Annotated in this window: 14 protein-coding genes; 8 read left to right on the top strand and 6 right to left on the bottom strand. The window is 70.1% G+C overall.

What is annotated here, in order from left to right:
• Position 1 precedes the first annotated feature (1 nt).
• On the top strand, positions 2–862 hold the full coding sequence (locus tag ACWEO7_RS14865) for a potassium-transporting ATPase subunit C (RefSeq protein WP_452423719.1): 861 nt from the start codon (positions 2–4) through the stop codon (positions 860–862).
• A gap of 44 nt (positions 863–906) precedes the next feature.
• On the opposite strand, the gene ACWEO7_RS14860 is transcribed toward ACWEO7_RS14865, so the two are convergent.
• Together ACWEO7_RS14860 and ACWEO7_RS14855 are read right to left on the bottom strand one after the other, a co-directional pair.
• Positions 907–1,536 carry an MBL fold metallo-hydrolase gene (locus tag ACWEO7_RS14860; RefSeq protein ID WP_397076696.1) on the bottom strand — a complete coding sequence of 210 codons (630 nt, stop codon included), beginning with the start codon at positions 1,534–1,536 and terminating at the stop codon, positions 907–909.
• Positions 1,530–2,615: an S-(hydroxymethyl)mycothiol dehydrogenase gene (locus tag ACWEO7_RS14855; protein WP_450019428.1), complete on the bottom strand. Its 1,086-nt coding sequence runs from the start codon at positions 2,613–2,615 to the stop codon at positions 1,530–1,532. The genes ACWEO7_RS14860 and ACWEO7_RS14855 overlap by 7 nt, the downstream gene beginning before the upstream one ends.
• A 223-nt stretch (positions 2,616–2,838) precedes the next feature.
• Between ACWEO7_RS14855 and ACWEO7_RS14850 the strand changes: the two genes are divergently transcribed.
• A complete protein-coding gene (locus ACWEO7_RS14850; protein ID WP_452423718.1) occupies positions 2,839–3,264 on the top strand; it encodes a DUF1707 SHOCT-like domain-containing protein in 426 nt (141 codons plus the stop codon).
• Positions 3,265–3,321: 57 nt separating this feature from the next.
• Here ACWEO7_RS14850 and ACWEO7_RS14845 read toward each other — a convergent pair whose 3' ends face one another.
• Complete coding sequence (locus ACWEO7_RS14845; protein ID WP_452423716.1) at positions 3,322–4,983, bottom strand: hypothetical protein; 1,662 nt, start codon at positions 4,981–4,983, stop codon at positions 3,322–3,324.
• 417 nt (positions 4,984–5,400) lie between these two features.
• Between ACWEO7_RS14845 and smc the strand changes: the two genes are divergently transcribed.
• Entirely contained in the window at positions 5,401–9,021 is a 3,621-nt protein-coding gene (gene smc / locus ACWEO7_RS14840) for a chromosome segregation protein SMC (protein ID WP_452423714.1), read from the top strand.
• Between the two features lie 14 nt (positions 9,022–9,035).
• Here smc and ACWEO7_RS14835 read toward each other — a convergent pair whose 3' ends face one another.
• Both ACWEO7_RS14835 and ACWEO7_RS14830 read right to left on the bottom strand, forming a co-directional pair.
• Positions 9,036–9,242 carry a hypothetical protein gene (locus ACWEO7_RS14835; RefSeq protein WP_452423713.1) on the bottom strand — a complete coding sequence of 69 codons (207 nt, stop codon included), beginning with the start codon at positions 9,240–9,242 and terminating at the stop codon, positions 9,036–9,038.
• 254 nt (positions 9,243–9,496) lie between these two features.
• Positions 9,497–10,414: an NmrA family NAD(P)-binding protein gene (locus tag ACWEO7_RS14830; RefSeq protein WP_452423711.1), complete on the bottom strand. Its 918-nt coding sequence runs from the start codon at positions 10,412–10,414 to the stop codon at positions 9,497–9,499.
• A gap of 106 nt (positions 10,415–10,520) precedes the next feature.
• Between ACWEO7_RS14830 and ACWEO7_RS14825 the strand changes: the two genes are divergently transcribed.
• Positions 10,521–11,294, top strand: coding sequence for a TetR/AcrR family transcriptional regulator (locus tag ACWEO7_RS14825; protein WP_452423709.1), 774 nt, complete (start codon positions 10,521–10,523; stop codon positions 11,292–11,294).
• A gap of 117 nt (positions 11,295–11,411) precedes the next feature.
• Here the strand turns inward: ACWEO7_RS14825 and ACWEO7_RS14820 are convergent, their stop codons facing one another.
• Positions 11,412–11,801 (bottom strand): DUF2237 family protein, encoded by a 390-nt coding sequence (locus ACWEO7_RS14820; RefSeq protein WP_019048221.1) that lies wholly within the window; start codon positions 11,799–11,801, stop codon positions 11,412–11,414.
• A gap of 192 nt (positions 11,802–11,993) precedes the next feature.
• Between ACWEO7_RS14820 and ftsY the strand changes: the two genes are divergently transcribed.
• From ftsY to ACWEO7_RS14800, 4 genes are all read left to right on the top strand, one after another.
• On the top strand, positions 11,994–13,475 hold the full coding sequence (gene ftsY / locus ACWEO7_RS14815; protein ID WP_452423708.1) for a signal recognition particle-docking protein FtsY: 1,482 nt from the start codon (positions 11,994–11,996) through the stop codon (positions 13,473–13,475).
• A 353-nt stretch (positions 13,476–13,828) separates the two neighbouring features.
• Positions 13,829–15,208 carry an ammonium transporter gene (locus tag ACWEO7_RS14810; RefSeq protein WP_452423706.1) on the top strand — a complete coding sequence of 460 codons (1,380 nt, stop codon included), beginning with the start codon at positions 13,829–13,831 and terminating at the stop codon, positions 15,206–15,208.
• A 5-nt stretch (positions 15,209–15,213) separates the two neighbouring features.
• Positions 15,214–15,552 (top strand): P-II family nitrogen regulator, encoded by a 339-nt coding sequence (locus tag ACWEO7_RS14805; protein WP_330249397.1) that lies wholly within the window; start codon positions 15,214–15,216, stop codon positions 15,550–15,552.
• Between the two features lie 143 nt (positions 15,553–15,695).
• The gene (locus ACWEO7_RS14800) at positions 15,696–18,110 is read left to right on the top strand and encodes a [protein-PII] uridylyltransferase (protein WP_452423779.1); all 2,415 of its coding nucleotides are present in this window, start codon (positions 15,696–15,698) and stop codon (positions 18,108–18,110) included.
• Positions 18,111–18,137 lie beyond the last annotated feature (27 nt).

Raw genomic sequence — 18,137 nt, 5'->3', positions numbered from 1 at the left:
CATGCGCCTTTCAACCTGGATCCGGCAGCATCTCGCCGCCCTGCGCGCGTTGCTCGCGCTCACGGCGATCACCGGAATCGTCTACCCGCTGGCCGTTTTCGCGGTGGCCCAGCTGCCCGGCCTGCACGAGAAGGCGGACGGGTCGCTGGTCGCCGTCGACGGAACGACCGTGGGCTCCGGCCTGATCGGGCAATCGTTCACCGGATCCGACGGTGCCCTGGTGCGGTACTTCCAGAGCCGCCCTTCCGCCGCCGGTGACGGCTACGATCCGCTGTCCACCGCGGCGAGCAATCTCGGACCGGAGGACATCGTCGACACTCCGGCACGCGCGAGCCTGCTCACCGCGATCTGCGCCCGCAGCAAGGAGATCGGTTACCGTGAGGGGGTCGACGGCAGTCGTCCGTTCTGCACGAAAGGCGGTGTGGGCGCGGTGCTGTCGGTGATCGGACCGCGTGACGCCGACGGGGACGTTTCGCATCCCGTTCAGGTCGTCAGCGTCAACGAGGCGTGCCCGGCGCAGCCCTTCGCCGCCGCCTATCGCGGCGTCCGAGTCGAATGTGCCGAACCGGGACGGGACTATTCCGCCGGGCGAGTCGTCCCGATCCACGGCGACGCGCCCGCCGATCCGGCGGTGCCCGCCGACGCCGTCACCGCGAGCGGGAGTGGGCTGGACCCGAACATCTCGCCGGAGTACGCGGCCATCCAGGTGGCGCGGGTCGCGAAGGCGCGCGGGATTTCCGAACAGCAGGTGCGGATGCTGGTCGCCGAGCACACCAGCGGCCGGACGCTGGGGTTCCTCGGCGAGCCGCGAGTCGAGGTGCTCCGGTTGAACCTGGAGCTGGATCGCCGGTTCCCCGGTTGATGCGCGGTGCCGCCGCGGGCGGTGCCGGGTGCCGCCCGCGGCGGTCAGTGGCCGCGGGCGATCCAGTCGGCGAGGAAGGGTTTCTCCGCGCCGATGGTGGTGGAATCGCCGTGCCCGGTATGGACCGTGGTCTCCTCCGGGAGCGTCAGCAGGCGTTCGCGAATCGACTCGATGATCGTGCCGAAATCGGAGAACGATCGGCCGGTCGCACCGGGGCCACCGGCGAACAATGTGTCGCCCGTGAACACGACCTTCGCATCGGGCAGATGCAATGCGACGGAACCGGGGGAGTGGCCGGGGGTGTGCAGGACGTGCAGCTCGCTGTCCGACACGGCGATTCGATCGCCGTCCGCGAGTGGCCGGTAGGCCGTGTCCGGGTGGGTCATGCGCCACAGCGGCTCGTCGCCGGGATGCAGCAGGATCGGTGCCGCCGAGCGCTCGGCCAGTTCGGGGGCGACCGTCACGTGATCGTTGTGTCCGTGGGTGCACACGATCGCGCGAACGGTGCGCCCGGCGACCGCCGCGACGATCGGATCGGCGTCGTGGGCGGCATCGATGACAACCACTTCGTCGTCGTCGCCGACGAGCCAGATGTTGTTGTCCACCGCCCAGGTTCCGCCGTCGAGACAGAAGTCGCCGGAGGTGACGACGCGGTCGATGCGGACGGTCACCAGACCACCACCGAACGCAGCACGTCGCCTGCGTGCATCTTCGCGAAGGCCTGCTCGACCTGGTCGATCCCGATGCGCTCGGAGACGAACCGGTCCAGTGGCAGCCGTCCTTGGCGGTAGAGGTCGATCAGGGTGGGGAAGTCGCGTTCGGGAAGGCAGTCGCCGTACCAAGCGGATTTCAGCGCGCCGCCGCGCGAGAAGAAGTCCAGTAATGGCATCTCGAGGGTCATCTCCGGGGTCGGCACGCCGACGAGGACCACCGTGCCCGCCAGGTCGCGACCGTAGAAGGCCTGCTGCCAGGTCTCCGGCCGTCCGACCGCGTCGATGACCACGTCCGCGCCCCAGCCGTCGGTGTACTCCTGGATCTTCTCGACCACGTCCTCGGTGCTCGCGTCGACGGTGTGGGTGGCGCCGAAATCCGTGGCCCACCGCAGTTTCCGGGCGTCGCGGTCCACCGCGATGATGGTGCGCGCGCCCGCCAGCCGGGCCCCGGCGATGGCCGCGTCCCCGACGCCGCCGCAGCCGATCACCGCGACGGTGTCGCCGATCGAGACGTTGCCGGTGTGTATCGCCGAGCCGATGCCCGCCATCACCCCGCAGCCGAGCAGGCCCGCCACCGCCGGGTCGGCGGCCGGATCGACCTTCGTGCACTGGCCTTCGTGCACCAAGGTCTTGTCGACGAACGCGCCGATGCCGAGGGCGGGAGTCAGCTCGGTCCCGTCGGCGAGCGTCATCTTCTTGCTCGCGTTACGACTGTCGAAGCAGTACCAGGGCTTGCCGCGCTTGCACGCCCGGCACTCGCCGCAGACCGCGCGCCAATTGAGGATCACATAGTCACCCTCGGCCACGTGGCTTACCGCGGCGCCGACGGCTTCCACCACGCCCGCCGCCTCGTGGCCGAGCAGGAACGGGAAGTCGTCGGTGATGCCGCCTTCGCGATAGTGCAGGTCGGTGTGGCAGACCCCGCACGCCTGCACCCGCACCACCACGTCGTGCGGGCCCGGATCGGGGATCACCACCTCGACGAGCTCGACCGGTGCGCCTTTGCTGCGAGCCACGATCCCGCGGACGGTTTCCGACACCTGTGCCTCCTGAGCCTTCTCGGGACGCGGATCCGGACGTTCTGCGAACCCGCGAGCTGAACACCTGTCCATACAGTTGTTCTCGGTTCGAACACTACCGCCGGATCGCGGGAAGTCTCGAGTTTCGGCCGGGAATCACGACAGGGTTTGACATTCCACTTTGGAGGGTTATGCTGAAAACATATTCCACTATGGAGGGTGGAATCCGTCGATAGGACCAGGCATGGACATCTCCACCGGCACCCGCGCCTCGAATGCCGAACGCGACGCCGTGGTGCGCCTGCTCGGCAGGCATATGGCGGACGGGCGGATCGATCTGGCCGAATACGACCAGCGCGTCGCCCAGGTGTACGCCACCACCGACCGGGAGGACCTGCGCGCGGTGTTGTTCGATCTGCCCGAACTGAGCAAGGACGAGGGCACACCGGCCCCCGTGCGCCCTCGCATCCCGATCTGGCAGCGCATCGAGGGCAGCACCTGGCTCGCCGTGAGCGCGCTGGTGCTGGTCATCTGGGGCGCGATCTCGCTGAGCGTCGGCGCCTTGACCTACTTCTGGCCGGTCTGGGTGATCGTCCCGTGGGGCGCCGTCCTGGCGTTCCGCATGGTGGCCGGCTTCGAGAACGGCCGATTCACCCACCGCGCGAGCTGAGCGTCATCCCTCGGCGCTGTCACCCCGATCATCGGGTGACAGCGCCGTTTTCGTGTCCTACCATCTGCGCCGCGAGGACTCCTGCGGGGGAAGCGAGGTATCGCGGCGTGACCGCTGGTCGTCGCGATGGCGGCGGCTGGGTGGTTGGTCGTAGGTCCGTTCCGGTGCTCGGTCGGATGGAGTGGGGCGGTCGCGGTAGGGAGTATCGGGTCGCTCTCGTCGGCCGGTCTCGGACTCGAAGTTCGTGGGCTCCTGGCCCCGCCCCGATTGCCGGTTCGCTCGCGGCCACCGGGCATCCGCTTCGTCGTAGCCGTCGAAATGTTCAGCGACGTGTGGTGTGCCGTGCTCGTCGTGCTGCCGACGTCTCGGCAGTTCCGGGCGGCCGGGTGTAGGGCGCGGGTGCGAATCCGTCCCGCCGCTGCGCGGGAGCCGATCGCCGCGCCGAGTGGGTTCGGGTTCGTCACGGCGACGGCGTGACGGCGTGGGCGAACCGTAGTCGTCGGCCGGACGCTTCGCTTGTCCGGTGGGCCGGGGTTTGTCGCCGCGAGTTCGTCGATCGGTATCGGTGCGCCGGGAGGAGGGCGGTGGGTCGGCGGCTCCGCGCCGGGTGGAGCGAGTTTCGCCGTGCGCGGCCAGGGACTCGCGGGATCGTGTCGCAGCAGGTTTTCCACGGTGGCCATGGTCGTCGGAGGCTTTCGCGGACGCGCGGGCCTCCCGTGCGCCGGACGCGTCGTGCGACGGCTTCCGGGGGGATCTGCTCGCGTGGGGCGGCTGCGGCGGACGTCCCGGCCGGAGCACGGGAAGTTCCCGGGTGTCCTGGGTGGCGCTGACGCCCTTCTCCTGATACTTCGCGGAAATGTCCTGAGCGCGCAGCCATGCACCCGGGTCGTGGCGGGCGGCGGCGTCCAGCCACGGAAGGGTGTCCTCGAGCAGATCGAGCAGGTCGCCGTGCCCGTCGCCGAGTGCGCCGCGGATGGCGGGGAAGACGTCCGCGGGGAACGTCCACTTCCATTCCGATCGCGCCTCCCCGTGTCGGCGGCCGTGCAGGACGAGGTCGCCGGAGCGGGAGATTTTTGCCCGTACCGTTCGCGTGCCGGATTCGATGACGAGTTCGCCGGTCTCGCTGCGGGTGATCTGCTCCGTTTCGTCATGGTCGTCGAGTTCGCCGGGCTCGATGTCGTCGTGCGGGTCGACGCGGCGCATCCATTTCGTCACCGCGCCCAGCGGGAGCAGCGGCTGCCGGTCGTCCGAGTCGCCGGAGCGGGTGATCCGCAATGTCCGCGCAATCCCGGCGACGAGATCCGCGCGCCCAGAGGTTTCCGCGGGTTCGGCCAGGTCCTCGTCCTCGAAGTGAGCCATCGGCGCTGACCGCGCCCCGGCGCCGGAGCGTCCGGCACGCTCGCCCCTGCCGTACGCGGGGTCGGCGGATCGTCCGACTCGACCGGGAAAATTCCCAGAACTGGGAGTTTCGGGTTCCTCGTCGTCGTCCCACGGCGGATCCGCGTCCTGCTCCTGCGCCCGCAGTTTGATCTCGAACCACGCCGCGCCCAGGGCGGCCGCACCGAAGGCGGCCGCGATCGCGACCTCCACCCGCACATCGCTCAGCAGCGCGCTCTTGCTGCGTTCACAGGCGTGCAGGAGCAGCAGGCTGCCGAGTACCAGCCCCGCGATCCGGGCAAGGCGGAACCGGGTACTTGTCCCTGGTGAGGGGGCAGACATCGTGGTGCGCTCCCGAAATTCCGCTGGCGAATCAGAGGGATCGTATGTGGCCGGAGGGTGTGGCGTCAGTGCCAGTTCGAGACTGCGCGGAATCGGCGGACCCACGGGTGGGGAGGGTACCGGTGGCAGGCCGAGAGCGGGCGGGCGTTCCCCGGTCGCGGCGAGAGGGCCGAGTGGGTCGTGCCGCTGACGCCGACCGGCAGCGTGGCGCCCATCCCGGCAAACCTCGAGCACATCGAAATGCGCGCGAACCGGCGGCGAGTCGATAACCTACGGATATCGCCGAACCACCACTCGGCCGCGCACGCCGTCGGGCCCCGGAGGCTCCCGGTACGCGACGGATACCATGACAGGTCGCCGGATGCGCTGCCGCGACGCGAAACGCCGACCGGGCAGAACACGGAAAGGTCGTCGAACTTGCACCTGAAGAGCCTGACGTTGAAGGGCTTCAAATCCTTCGCGTCCGCGACGACCCTGCGCTTGGAACCGGGCATCACGTGTGTGGTCGGTCCCAACGGATCGGGCAAATCGAACGTCGTCGACGCGCTCACCTGGGTGATGGGCGAGCAGGGCGCGAAGGCGTTGCGCGGCGGCAAGATGCAGGACGTGATCTTCGCGGGCACGGCGGGCCGCGCCCCCCTCGGCCGCGCCGAGGTCACGCTGACCATCGACAACTCCGACGGCGCGCTGCCGATCGACTACGCCGAGGTGTCCATCACCCGGCGCATGTTTCGCGACGGCGCGGGCGAATACGAGATCAACGGCAACTCCTGCCGCCTGATGGACGTGCAGGAACTGCTCAGCGACTCCGGTATCGGCCGCGAGATGCACGTCATCGTGGGGCAGGGTCAGCTGTCGGCCATCCTGGAGTCGCGCCCGGAGGACCGCCGCGCGTTCGTCGAGGAGGCCGCCGGTGTGCTCAAGCACCGCAAACGCAAGGAAAAAGCGGTACGCAAGCTCGAGGCGATGCAGGCCAACCTGGCCCGGCTGACCGACCTCACCACCGAACTGCGCCGCCAGCTCAAACCGCTGGGCAGGCAGGCCGAGGTGGCGCGCAGGGCGCAGACCGTGCAGGCCGACCTGCGCGATGCCCGGTTGCGGCTGGCCGCCGACGATCTGGTCACCCGGCGCGGAGAGCTGGCCAGCCAGCAGAGCAAGGAAGCGTACGCGCGCGAGCAGCAGATCACCGTGCACTCCGAGCTGGACGCCGCCAACGCGGCGCTGGCGCAGCAGGAATTCCAGCTGTCCCGGCTGACGCCGAGCGCCGAGGCCGCCGCACAGCTGTGGTTCCAGCTCTCCGCGCTCGCCGAACGGGTCAACGCGACCATTCGCATCGCGGGCGACCGGGCGCGGCACCTGGACACCGCCGCTCCGGTCAGCACCGGCCGCGACCCCGAGCAGCTCGAGGCGGAGGCCGACCGGGTCGAAGCCGAGGAGGCCGAACTGCGCGAAGCGGTGGAGATCGCCGCGGAGACCTTGGAAGCGGCCCGAGACCAGCTGGCCGAACGCGAATACGCCGCCAAGGCCGCCGAGCAGGCGCACCTGGCCGCCGTGCGGGCGATCGCCGACCGGCGCGAGGGCGTGGCCCGATTGTCCGGCAAGGTGGACACCCTGCGGGCCAGGGCGCAGTCGGTGGACGCGGAGATCGCGCGACTGTCGGTCGCCATCGCCGACGCCCGCCACCGCGGCGAGGCCGCCCAAGCCGAATTCGACACGGTGCAAGCCGAACTCGCCGAACTCGACGCGGGCGAGGCCGGTCTGGACGCCCAGCACGAGCACGCGGTGCAGGCGCTGGAACTGGCCGATCAGCGGGTCACCGAATTGCGGGAACAGGACCGCGACGCGAGCAAGCGGGTCGCATCGCTCGGCGCGCGGATCGAGGCGCTCGGCATGAACCTGGCGCGCCGGGACGGCGTCGCCTGGCTGGTGGAGCACCGCGAACAGGGATTGCTCGGCCCGCTCTCGGCGCTGCTGCGTGTACACGGCGGCTTCGAGGCCGCGGTCGCCGCCGCGCTCGGCCCGCTGGCCGACGCCGTCGCCGCCGACACCGGCGAGTCCGCGCACGCCGCGATCCAGGCGCTCAAGGACGCCGACGGTGGCCGCGCCGCCGTCGTCTTCGGCGCCGAGCGCACCGATCGGCCGCAGCAGGGCGCGTTGCCCGACGGCGCCCGCTGGCTGGTCGACGTGGTGGAGTGCCCCGACACGGTGCGCGGCGCGATCGCGGCGCTCACCGCGGGGATCGCCGTGGCCGACGATCTGTCCGCCGCCCGCGCGGTGGTCGCGGCGCGGCCCGAGTTGCGCGTGGTCACCCGCGACGGCGATCTCGCCGGAAACGGCTGGCTGCTGGGCGGTTCCGATCGCGCGCCCAGCCAGCTGGAGATCCAGGCCGACATCGACACCGCCCGGACCGAGCTGGTCGCGGCGCAGCGGCGCGCCGAGGAACTCGAGGCCGCGCTGTCCGGCGCGCTCGAAGAGCAAGCCGATCGCAAGGACGCCGTCGACCACGCGCTGCTCGCCCTGCACGAATCCGACCAGGCGCTGGTGGCGATCTACGAGCGGCTGGGCAGGCTCGGCCAGACCGCCCGCACCGCACACGCGGACAGCGAACGGCTGGTCGGCCAGCGCGACGACGCGGAGACGAGCCGGGAAGAGGCGCTCGCCTCGCTCGCCGAACTGGAAGACCGCCTGCGCCATGCGGAACTCGAGCAGGCCGAGGTCGACGCCGACGGTGCGGGCGCGGCGGGCACCGAGTCCGCGGGCCGGGCGCGGGAGGAGGCGGCGGCCGCGCTGGCCGAGGCGCGGGCGATGGAGGTCGAGGCCAGGCTCGCCGTGCGCACGGCCGAGGAACGAGCGGAATCGGTACGCGGCAAGGCGGACTCGCTGCGCCGGGCCGCGCGCGCCGAGCGGGAGACCCGGGCCAGGGCCGAGCGCGCCCAGGCCGCGCGCAAGAAGGCGGCGGAGGTGGCCGCAGCCGTCGCCGAATCCGGCGCGAAGATCGCGGGCGAACTCGAGCGCGTGGTCGCCGAGGCGGGCGCGCGCCGGGACGAACTGGTGCGCAAGCGCTCCGAGTGTGCCGCGCAGGTGGAACAGGTCAAGGAGCGGGTGCGTGCGCTCACCGCGCAGCTGTCCCAGCTCACCGACGCGGTGCATCGGGACGAGGTGGCGAAGGCTCAGGCGGCGCTGCGCATCGAGCAACTGGAGGCGACCATCGCCGAGCAGTTCGGCATCGCGCTGGACGACCTGATCGCCGAGTACGGTCCGGACGTGCCGCTGCCGCCCTCGGCGCTGGAGCTGCAGGAATATGAACAGGCCAAGGAGCGCGGCGAGCAGGTCAGCGAACCCGCGCCGATGCCCTACGACCGGCAGACCCAAGAACGTCGCGCCAAGCGTGCGGAGAAGGATCTCGCCACCCTGGGCAAGGTGAATCCCCTGGCGCTGGAGGAATTCGCGGCGCTGGAGGAGCGGTACAACTTCTTGGCCACGCAACTCGAAGACGTCAAGAGCGCGCGCAAGGATCTGCTCGACGTGGTCGCCGAGGTCGATGCCCGCATCCTCCAGGTATTCACCGAGGCATACGCCGACGTGGAGCGCGAGTTCGTCGAGGTGTTCGCGAAATTGTTCCCCGGTGGCGAGGGCAGGCTGCTGCTCACCGACCCCTCGGACATGCTCACCACCGGCATCGAGGTGGAGGCCCGTCCGCCGGGCAAGAAGGTCAAGCGGCTGTCGCTGCTGTCCGGTGGGGAGAAGTCGCTGACCGCGGTCGCGTTACTGGTGGCCATCTTCCGCGCCCGGCCCTCGCCGTTCTACGTGATGGACGAGGTCGAGGCCGCGCTCGACGACACCAACCTGCGCCGCCTGATCGGCCTGTTCGAGCAGTTGCGGGAGAAGAGCCAGCTGATCGTCATCACCCACCAGAAGCCGACGATGGAGATCGCCGACGCGCTCTACGGCGTCAGCATGCGCGGTGACGGCATCACCCAGGTGATCTCCCAGCGGCTGCGCGGGGAGAACCTGGCCCCGGTCGGCGCGGCGGGCTGAGCCGCGCCGCGCGGTCACCCGCGGCGTGCGGGGAGGGCGACGGTGCCGGAGTCCAGGTCGACCAGCGGATCGTCACCGGAGACCCGATCGTCGACCTTCGCGATCGCCACCCATTCCTTGCGCTCGTGGACGTGCTTGCGCGACGGGCCGAATATCTCGTCGACCTCCGCACCGACCGGGTCGCGCCGGGGACGGCGAAGTGTTCTGCGCAGGCGCACCACCACGCCGAGGGTACGCCTCGCAGTCCGAACAGCTCGCTGCGCTGGGCGGCTGCGTCGCCCGCACCAGCCGGGACACCTGGGCGCCGTGGACCCGGCTCCACCACGCGTCCGGGCCGGGCGGTCGTCGCCGAAGCCGAGCGAGCGTGCAGGTCGGCCGCTCGGTAGCCGTCGCTTGTTCAGGCCGAATCATCTGTGACGGCGGCTGCGCAACCCCCAGGTCCCGGCGCCGTGCCGCCGGAACCGGCTGCCGCGAGTCACCGTTGCGCGCTCACCTTTTCGCTGTCCAGCAGCGCTTTGATCTGCGCAGCGCCGGTTTCGGCAAGCCAGGCGTCGAATGACCGCAGTCCGGGGTGGATTCGGCGGATCTCATCGACGTCGGCGTTCCATCCGCTGGTGTGGCGCATCAAGCGCCACGTGTTGCCGATTTCCGCGCCGAGCGCATCCGCCTCGGCCTCGGACACCTCCTGGTAGCGAACGGAGTGGCCGGTCGCCGCGCTGATCGCCGCGGCGGCCGCGGGCGGAACCAGTACGTCGCCGGCGAGTTCGAGGACGCGGCCGTGGAACCCGTCCGGATCGGCGAACGCCAGCGCGGCGATGTCGCCGATATCCGCGAGCGCGATGACCTTCATCGGACCTTCGGCGGGGAACAGGTGCCGGTGCACGCCGTCGAAGATGCCGTCGACCGGCGAGGTACGCAGCAGATAGTTCTCCATGAAGCGCACCGGGCGCAGCAGGGTGTAGCGGACGCCGCTGGCTATGATCGCCTCTTCGATGCGCTTCTTGCCGGTCGCTCCCCACGACGTGTTGTCGCCCATCGAGGCGATGCCGGTGAACACGATCTGCCGCACACCGGCAGCACGCGCGGCGTCGACGACGGCTTCGCCACGCACCGCTTCCAATTCGACATCCCAGCCTTCCGGGCCGTACGCGGCGGGTGGGACCAGGAACAGTCCGCTGACACCGGCCAGCGCAGCGGGCAAGGTCTCGGGGGAGTCGAAGTCGCCGACGACGAGTTGCGCACCCGCCGCGGCCAATTCCTGCGCGGCGGGTGCTTGCGCATCGCGCACCAGCGCCCGCACCGCCCTGCCGTCGGCCAGCAGCCTGCGGGCGGTCACGCCGCCTTGCTTGCCGGTGGCTCCGGTGACCAGGATGAGGTTGTGCTGAGGGGACATGCTCCGCCTTCTCTGCTCGATAGAATCGGGTTGGTTGACCCGTATTCGGACGATACGGGTGCCTCGACCCGATTGACCAGGTCGCTTTTCGGAAGGCCGTAACGAAATGACCGCATCGCTCGTCTCTGGCGGGATGTCCCGAGCCGATGCCCGCCGTAATCGCGCACTCGTGCTGGCGGCCGCGCAGCGCGCTTTCGCGGAGCAGGGCGCCTCGGTGTCGCTCGTCGAGGTCGCTCGCCGGGCGGGTGTCGGCGCGGGCACCGTCTACCGGCACTTCCCCACGAAAGGCGCTCTGCTGGAAGCGGTCATGCAGCAGCGCATCGACCGGTTGGCGAAGATGGCCGCCGACCATCTCGCCGCGCCGGATCCCGGCACCGCCTTTTTTGACTTCTGTACCGCGGTGATCGCCACAACGCCGGACAACCAGGCGCTATGCGACCTCGTTCAGTCCGACGACGGCTGGCCGCGCGCGCTTTTGCAGAGCGCGGGGGTGCGTTTTCACGGGGCGTTGGCTGCCCTGCTCGCCGCGGCTCAGCGAGAGGGAGCGGTCCGTGCCGATATCGAACTCGACGACGTGCTGGGGATCTTCACCGCATGCGTTGCGATCCAACGACTTCGGAAGGCGCGGGGCGGCGTGGACCGGACCGCCGCGATGGTGCTGGACGCACTGCGCGCCGGACCGGTACGGCCCGTGGTGACGAAACGGGATGCCGGTGCAGAAGACCGTAACGAAACTGTGAATCGTAACGAAAGCGGGGGCGACCGCTGCCCGGTGTGTCATGCGGAGATCCCGCGGGCCGGGACCGGCCGCCGGGCCAAGTACTGCTCGGCGGCATGCCGTCAGAAGGCTCATCGCCGACGGGCCGCGGCGGCGCGCTGAGCCGAATGGCGCATTTGTGCCATTCCATTCTCTGCTGTGCCATGGACCGATCGGGCACCGGCCCGCGAACCGTGCGCCGGTGGTCCACGCGGCGGGCCGAACAGAGTTACCGGATGCTCAGAGCAGGTCGCTGACGTCGTCGGGCACGTCGACGGCGTACTTGCGCAGGATGTCCATCGAGATCACTTCCAGGGCGTTCTCGTGCGTGGCGGCCAGCACCACGGGCGCGGCGACGCCGTCCTCGTGCGCGTGCAGCCATCGCACAGCGACCACGCACCATCGGTCACCCGGCTGCAAACCGGGAAAATTGTTCTCCGGGCGCGGCGTGCTCAAATCGTTTCCGATGGAAGCTTGATGCTCCAGGAATTCTGCCGTGACGACGGTGCACACGGTGTGGCTGCCCAGATCCTCCGGCCCGGTACTGCAGCAGCCGTCCCGGTAGAAGCCGGTGAGAGGATCGGTGCCGCACTCTTCCAGCGGCCCCCCAAGCACGTTTCGATCGGTCACGTCGCCGATCCTATTGTCCCTTCGCGAGAAGTTCCGCAGGACAAGAAATCTGGAGGGCTGTGTCGGTGCCCGCTCGCACCCGCCCTCGGCCGGTACCTGCGATGTTCGCCGAGTTCGCGCCCCCGGTCCCGGCGCGCGACGCGCGCGCCGGGGGCGGCTCGGGGCCGATCCCGTGACGGTCGGTCTGCAAGGATGGTCCGCGTGAGTCCTGAAGTCTGGATCCTGATCGCCGCGGTCGCCGCACTGCTGCTCGTCGTGCTCGTCGCCGGTTTCGTCCGGTACAAGCGCGGCCGCGTGTCGCTGACTCCGCCCACGCAGGAGAAAGAGGTGACCGACCGGTCCGGTGGTTATGCCGCGTCCGGTGGATTCACCTTCAGCCGGGGCGGCGCGGCGACCGAACCGCAACCGGTCGAGCGCACCGACACCGAAGGACAGCCGCACGTCGGCGACGACGCCGCGATCCCACGCGACGCGCCCAAACGCGGCATCACCAACGTTCCGTTGCCGGACGCGGACGTCACCGAGGCCTCCGTCCCGCCGGACGTCGCCGAGCCCGAGGCGGGCACTCCGGCGGCCGAGACGACAGCGCAGGCGCCCGACCAGCTGGAAACCCGGGAGAGCCCGGCCACGGCCGAGGACGAGACCGCCGAGCCGCCCACCGCCACCGCGGGGCCGGACACCGAAGCCGCCACCGGGATCGTCGCGCCCGACACGCCCGCAGGGGTGGAAGCACCCGTCGCGCTGGAGGAGATCGAGCCCACCGAGGGCCGCCTGGTCCGGCTGCGCGGACGACTGTCGCGCTCGCAGAACGCGGTCGGCAAGAGCCTGCTCGGCCTGCTCGGCGGCGGTGACCTGGACGACGACTCGTGGGAAGAGGTGGAGGACACCCTCGTGCTGGCCGACCTCGGCACCGCGAGCACCACGGCTGTCGTCTCCCGGCTGCGCTCGGAGATGGCGGCACGCAGCGTGCGGACCACCGACCAGGCGCGCGCCGTGCTGCGCGACGTGCTGATCGAGCAGCTGCGACCGGAGCTGGACCGCTCGGTGCGCGCGCTGCCGCATCCCGATCACCCGTCGATCCTGCTCGTGGTCGGCGTGAACGGCACCGGCAAGACCACCACCACCGGCAAGCTCGCGCGCGTGCTCGTGGCCGACGGCCGCCGGGTGCTGCTCGGCGCGGCCGACACCTTCCGCGCCGCGGCCGCCGACCAGTTGCAGACCTGGGGCGAGCGGGTCGGTGCCGACACCGTCCGCGGTCGCGAGGGCGCCGACCCGGCCGCGGTCGCGTTCGACGCGGTGGCCGCAGGCGTCGAGCACGGCGTCGACGTGGTGCTGATCGACACGGCCGGTCGGCTGCACACCAAGACGGGTCTGATGGACGAGCTGGGCAAGGTCAAGCGCGTCGTGGAGAAGAAGGCCGCCGTCGACGAGGTCCTGCTCGTGCTGGACGCGACCGTCGGGCAGAACGGACTGACCCAGGCCAGGGTGTTCGCCGAAGTGGTCGATATCACAGGCGTCGTGCTGACCAAGCTCGACGGCACGGCGAAGGGCGGCATCGTCTTCCAGGTCCAGCACGAACTGGGCGTGCCGGTGAAGCTGGTCGGGCTCGGTGAGGGGGCCGACGACCTGGCTCCGTTCGAGCCCGCCGCGTTCGTGGACGCGCTGCTGGGCTGAGCCGTTCCGCTCGCCGAGACCGGTCGAAAGAGGTTGCCGCCCGCGGCGTTCCATCCACGAGGTGCGCCACGGGTGCTCGTTCGGTCGCCGCCGCCCCCGGTGCGAGGGCGGTCACACCCCGGAAGTTTGCCGACTCCTCGTGGGCGGTAACGGATGTCCGATTTCCCGAACACCGTGCTCGCAGCGACGGAAAACCGCTGGTGCGCGGGACGAAACGTAGTGGCAACACAGCTGCCCCATCCGTTCACGTAGGTGAAACACGACAGCTCTACGGATGAAACACCAAGTTAGGACCCTTCTGTTCAGGTCCATTTGCCGGAAGCGGCTGGGCCCGAGATGAGGAGGACATTAAGGTGGCTTTTCCACTTACCGGTGCACCGGATACCGGTGACACCGCATGGATGCTGGCGAGTTCGGCGCTGGTGTTGCTGATGACGCCGGGCCTGGCTTTCTTCTACGGCGGCATGGTCCGGTCGAAGAACGTGCTCAACATGATCATGATGAGCATCAGCGCCATGGGCCTGGTCGGCGTTTTGTGGTCGCTGTACGGATACTCGACGGCCTTCGGCGACAACACGTTCGGCGTGATCGGTGACCCGACGCAGTTCTTCGGCCTGAAGGGCCTGATCGGCGGCAACTCCGTCGCCGAGGTCAAGGACGCGGCGGGCGCGGTCACCACCGACGCGGTGAACATCCCGCTCGCGGGCACGATTCCCGCGACCGTCTTCGTCGCCTTCCAGCTGATGTTCGCCATCATCACGGTTGCCCTCATCTCGGGTGCGGTCGCCGACCGCTTGAAGTTCGGCGCGTGGCTGGTGTTCGCGGGCATCTGGTCCACGGTGGTCTACTTCCCGGTCGCGCACTGGGTGTTCGACTTCGACGTCAAGGACGCCGACGGCAACGTCGTGCACGAGGGCGGCTGGATCGCCAACAAGCTGCTCGCGGTGGACTTCGCCGGTGGCACGGCGGTGCACATCAACGCCGGTGCGGCCGGTCTGGCCTTGGCGCTGGTGCTCGGCAAGCGCAAGGGCTGGCCGACCACCCCGTTCCGCCCGCACAATCTGCCGTTCGTCATGCTCGGCGCCGGTCTGCTCTGGTTCGGCTGGTTCGGCTTCAACGCCGGATCCGCGGTGACCTCCGGCGGCCTCGCCGGTTCGACCTTCGTCACCACCACCATCGCGACCTGCGCCGGGATGCTGGCCTGGCTGTTGGTGGAGAAGATCCGCGACGGCAAACCCACCTCGCTGGGCGCGGCCTCGGGCATCGTGGCGGGCCTGGTCGCCATCACGCCGTCGTGTTCCTCGGTGAACGTGCTCGGCGCGCTCGCCATCGGCGTCCTCGCGGGCGCGCTGTGCGCCCTCGCGGTCGGCCTGAAGTTCAAGTTCGGTTTCGACGACTCGCTCGACGTGGTCGGCGTGCACCTGGTCGGCGGTATCGTCGGCACCCTGATGGTCGGTTTCGTCGCGGCGCCCGAGGCGGGTGCGGCCAAGACCGGTCTGTTCTATGGCGGCGGTTTCGATCAGCTGTGGCGGCAGGCGGTGGGCGCCGGTGTGGTACTTGCCTTCTCCTTCGTCGCGACCCTGATCATTGCCTATATCGTGAAGTTCACCATTGGGCTGCGCGTGAGCGAGGAAGCAGAGTCGGTCGGCTTGGACGAGTCCGAGCACGCGGAAACCGCCTACGACTTCGGCGCTCTGGGTAGCACGGCACGTTCGGCCGTCAAGGAGGCATGACGAACATGAAACTGATCACCGCAATCGTCAAACCGTTTACGCTCGAAGACGTCAAGTCCGGTCTCGAGCAGGCGGGTGTGTTGGGCATGACCGTCAGCGAGGTCCAAGGGTACGGCCGGCAGAAGGGCCACACCGAGGTGTACCGCGGCGCGGAGTATTCCGTCGATTTCGTGCCGAAGGTCCGCGTCGAGGTCGTCGTGGACGATGCCTCCGTCGACAAGGTCGTGGAGGTGATCGTGGAGGCCTCCCGCACCGGCAAGATCGGCGACGGCAAGGTCTGGATCACTCCGGTGGAGGCGATCATCCGGGTGCGGACCGGCGAACGCGGCACCGACGCGCTGTAGCGGAAACGAGTCGAGCGGCGGCCCCGCTCCCACCGGAGCTCCCGGTCGGGGCGGGGCCGCGCGCATCAAATGGGCGGTGGGTTGTGGCTAGTCAGTACGAGCACGACGGTGATCCGAAGGTCACCGAACAAGGCAACGGCAAGGTGTCCAACGGGGCGGCCGACCTGGTCCGCGCGCGAACCCAACTGCTCGACGGCGGCCAGCCGCGCAATCCCCGGCTGGACGCCCAGTCGCTGCGCCAGGCGCTGGTCGACCTCTACGACCTCTGGCTCACCAGCATGGGCGCCGAACTGGGCATCGCCCCCGACAGCGGTCTGGCCGTGGTGGCCGTCGGCGGCCTCGGGCGCGGGGAGATGCTGCCGTACTCCGATCTGGACCTGGTGCTGCTGCACGACGACGTCGACCCGGCCCGCGTGGCCGAGGTCGCCGACCAGCTCTGGTATCCGCTGTGGGACGCGCACATCAAACTCGACCACAGCGTGCGCACCGTTCCGCAGGCGCTTCGGGTGGCCTCGGACGATCTCATCGCCGCGCTGGGCATGCTCGAGGCCAGGCACATCGTCGGCGACCAGGAACTGAGCAATCTGCTGATCGGCGGGGTGCGCCGGGAGTGGCGCACCGGCATCCGCTCCCGCTTCGAGGAGCTCATCGCCCAGGCCCAGGCCAGATGGGAGCGCAACGGCGAGATCGCGCACCGCGCCGAGCCCGACCTGAAGAACGGGCGCGGCGGCCTGCGTGACGTCCAGCTGCTGGACGCGCTGGCGATCGCCCAGCTCACCGACGCCATGCCCGGATTGGGACCGGACGTGCCGGGCGGCGGATTGAAGCAGGCGCACCGTCGGCTGCTGGACGTGCGCACCGAACTGCACCGTGTGGCGGGACGAGCCCGCGACCAGCTGCGCGCACAGGACGCCGACGAGATCGGCGCTGCCCTGCGCATCGGCGATCGGTTCGATCTGGCCCGCACACTGAGCGATTCGGCCCGGACGGTCAGCTACTCCGTGGACGTCGGGCTGCGCACCGCGGCCAACGCGCTGCCCCGCCGGGGATTGGCGCGCCTGCGCCGGATGCCGGTGCGCAGGCCGCTGGACGAAGGCGTGGTCGAGCACGCGGGTGAGGTCGTGCTGGCCAGAGACGCCCGCCCGCAGCGCGACCCCGGGCTGATCCTGCGCGTCGCGGCGGCGTCGGCGCAGACCGGCCTGCCGATGTCGGCCACCACCCTCAACCGGCTCTCCGAGGACGCTCCCGAGCTACGCGAGCCGTGGCCCAAGGACGCCCTCAACGACTTGCTGGTCCTGTTGGGCGCGGGCCGCGGCACGATCGACGCGATCGAGGCGCTGGACCGGACGGGACTGTGGGGCAGGCTGCTGCCGGAATGGGGCGCCGTGCGCGACCTGCCGCCGCGCGATGTCCAGCACATCTGGACCGTCGACCGGCATCTCATGGAGACGGTCGCCTACGCGGGCGGGCTGAGCACCCGGGTCGCTCGCCCCGACCTGCTCGCCCTCGGTGCGCTGCTGCACGACATCGGCAAGGGTCGCGCGGGCGATCACAGCGTGGTCGGCGCGGAACTGGCCACCCACATCGGCCGCCGCCTCGGACTGTGGCCGTCGGACGTGCGCACGCTCAGCGCGGTCGTGCGCCATCACCTGCTGCTGCCGGAAACCGCGACCAGGCGCGATCTGTCCGATCCGGAGACGGTGCGGTACGTCGTCGAGGCGCTCGACGGCGATCCGCAACTGCTGGAGCTGCTGCACACCCTGGCCGAGGCGGATTCGCAGGCCACCGGTCCCGGCGTGTGGGGCGACTGGAAGGCGTCGCTGATCGGCGAACTGGTCCGGCGCTGCCGGTTGGTCATGGCGGGCGACCAGCTGCCGACACCGGAGCCGATCGCACCGGAATTGGTCGAAAAGGCCAGGGCGGGGGGTGTGCACGTCGATCTGCAGCCCGGTGAGAGCAAGCACACGTATGTGGTCACCGTCATCGCGCCCGACAGCTCCGGGCTGCTGTCCGACGCCGCGGGCGTGCTCGCGCTGCATTCGCTGCGCGTGCTGTCGGCCGCGCTCGGCGTCGAAGGCGCCTCCGCGGTGGACACCTTCGTCGTCGCGCCCAAGTTCGGCGATCCGCCGGACCCGGGGCTGTTGCGCCAGGAATTGATCCGCGCCACGGCCGGCGACTTGGACGTGCCCGCGGCGCTGGCCAAACGCGAGCGCGAGGCGGGCACCATCGGCCGCAGCCGGTACGCGCAGGCCCAGCCCCGGATGATCTGGTCGGACACCTCGGTGCCCGGCCAGGTGATCCTGGAATTGCGCGCCGAGGACCGCGTGGGCCTGCTCAGTCGGCTGGCCGCGGAGCTGGCCGGCTGCGGAGCCGACGTGCGCTGGGCCAAGGTGGTCACGATGGGGTCGGCGGTGGTCGACAGCTTCTGCCTCGATCTGGGCGCCGAGGACAGCCCCGCGCGCCGCGAAACGATCGAGAAAGCGCTTATCGCGGTGGTTCCCAGAACTGCGCCGAAACCTCCCGCCGAAGGTACTCCAGACCCGAAAAATAGTGATTAGCAGCACTTTTATCCGGTGATTAATCCG

Source organism: Nocardia sp. NPDC004260 (assembly GCF_053603155.1).
This window is presented reverse-complemented; position numbering and strand designations above follow the sequence as displayed.

Coding starts and splice junctions, on each gene's coding strand:
- ACWEO7_RS14865 (WP_452423719.1), top strand. CDS start 2: ATGCGCCTTTCAACCTGGATCCGGCAGCATCTCGCCGCCCTGCGCGCG.
- ACWEO7_RS14850 (WP_452423718.1), top strand. CDS start 2,839: ATGGACATCTCCACCGGCACCCGCGCCTCGAATGCCGAACGCGACGCC.
- ACWEO7_RS14845 (WP_452423716.1), bottom strand. CDS start 4,983: ATGTCTGCCCCCTCACCAGGGACAAGTACCCGGTTCCGCCTTGCCCGG.
- ACWEO7_RS14830 (WP_452423711.1), bottom strand. CDS start 10,414: ATGTCCCCTCAGCACAACCTCATCCTGGTCACCGGAGCCACCGGCAAG.
- ACWEO7_RS14825 (WP_452423709.1), top strand. CDS start 10,521: ATGACCGCATCGCTCGTCTCTGGCGGGATGTCCCGAGCCGATGCCCGC.
- ftsY (WP_452423708.1), top strand. CDS start 11,994: ATGGTCCGCGTGAGTCCTGAAGTCTGGATCCTGATCGCCGCGGTCGCC.
- ACWEO7_RS14805 (WP_330249397.1), top strand. CDS start 15,214: ATGAAACTGATCACCGCAATCGTCAAACCGTTTACGCTCGAAGACGTC.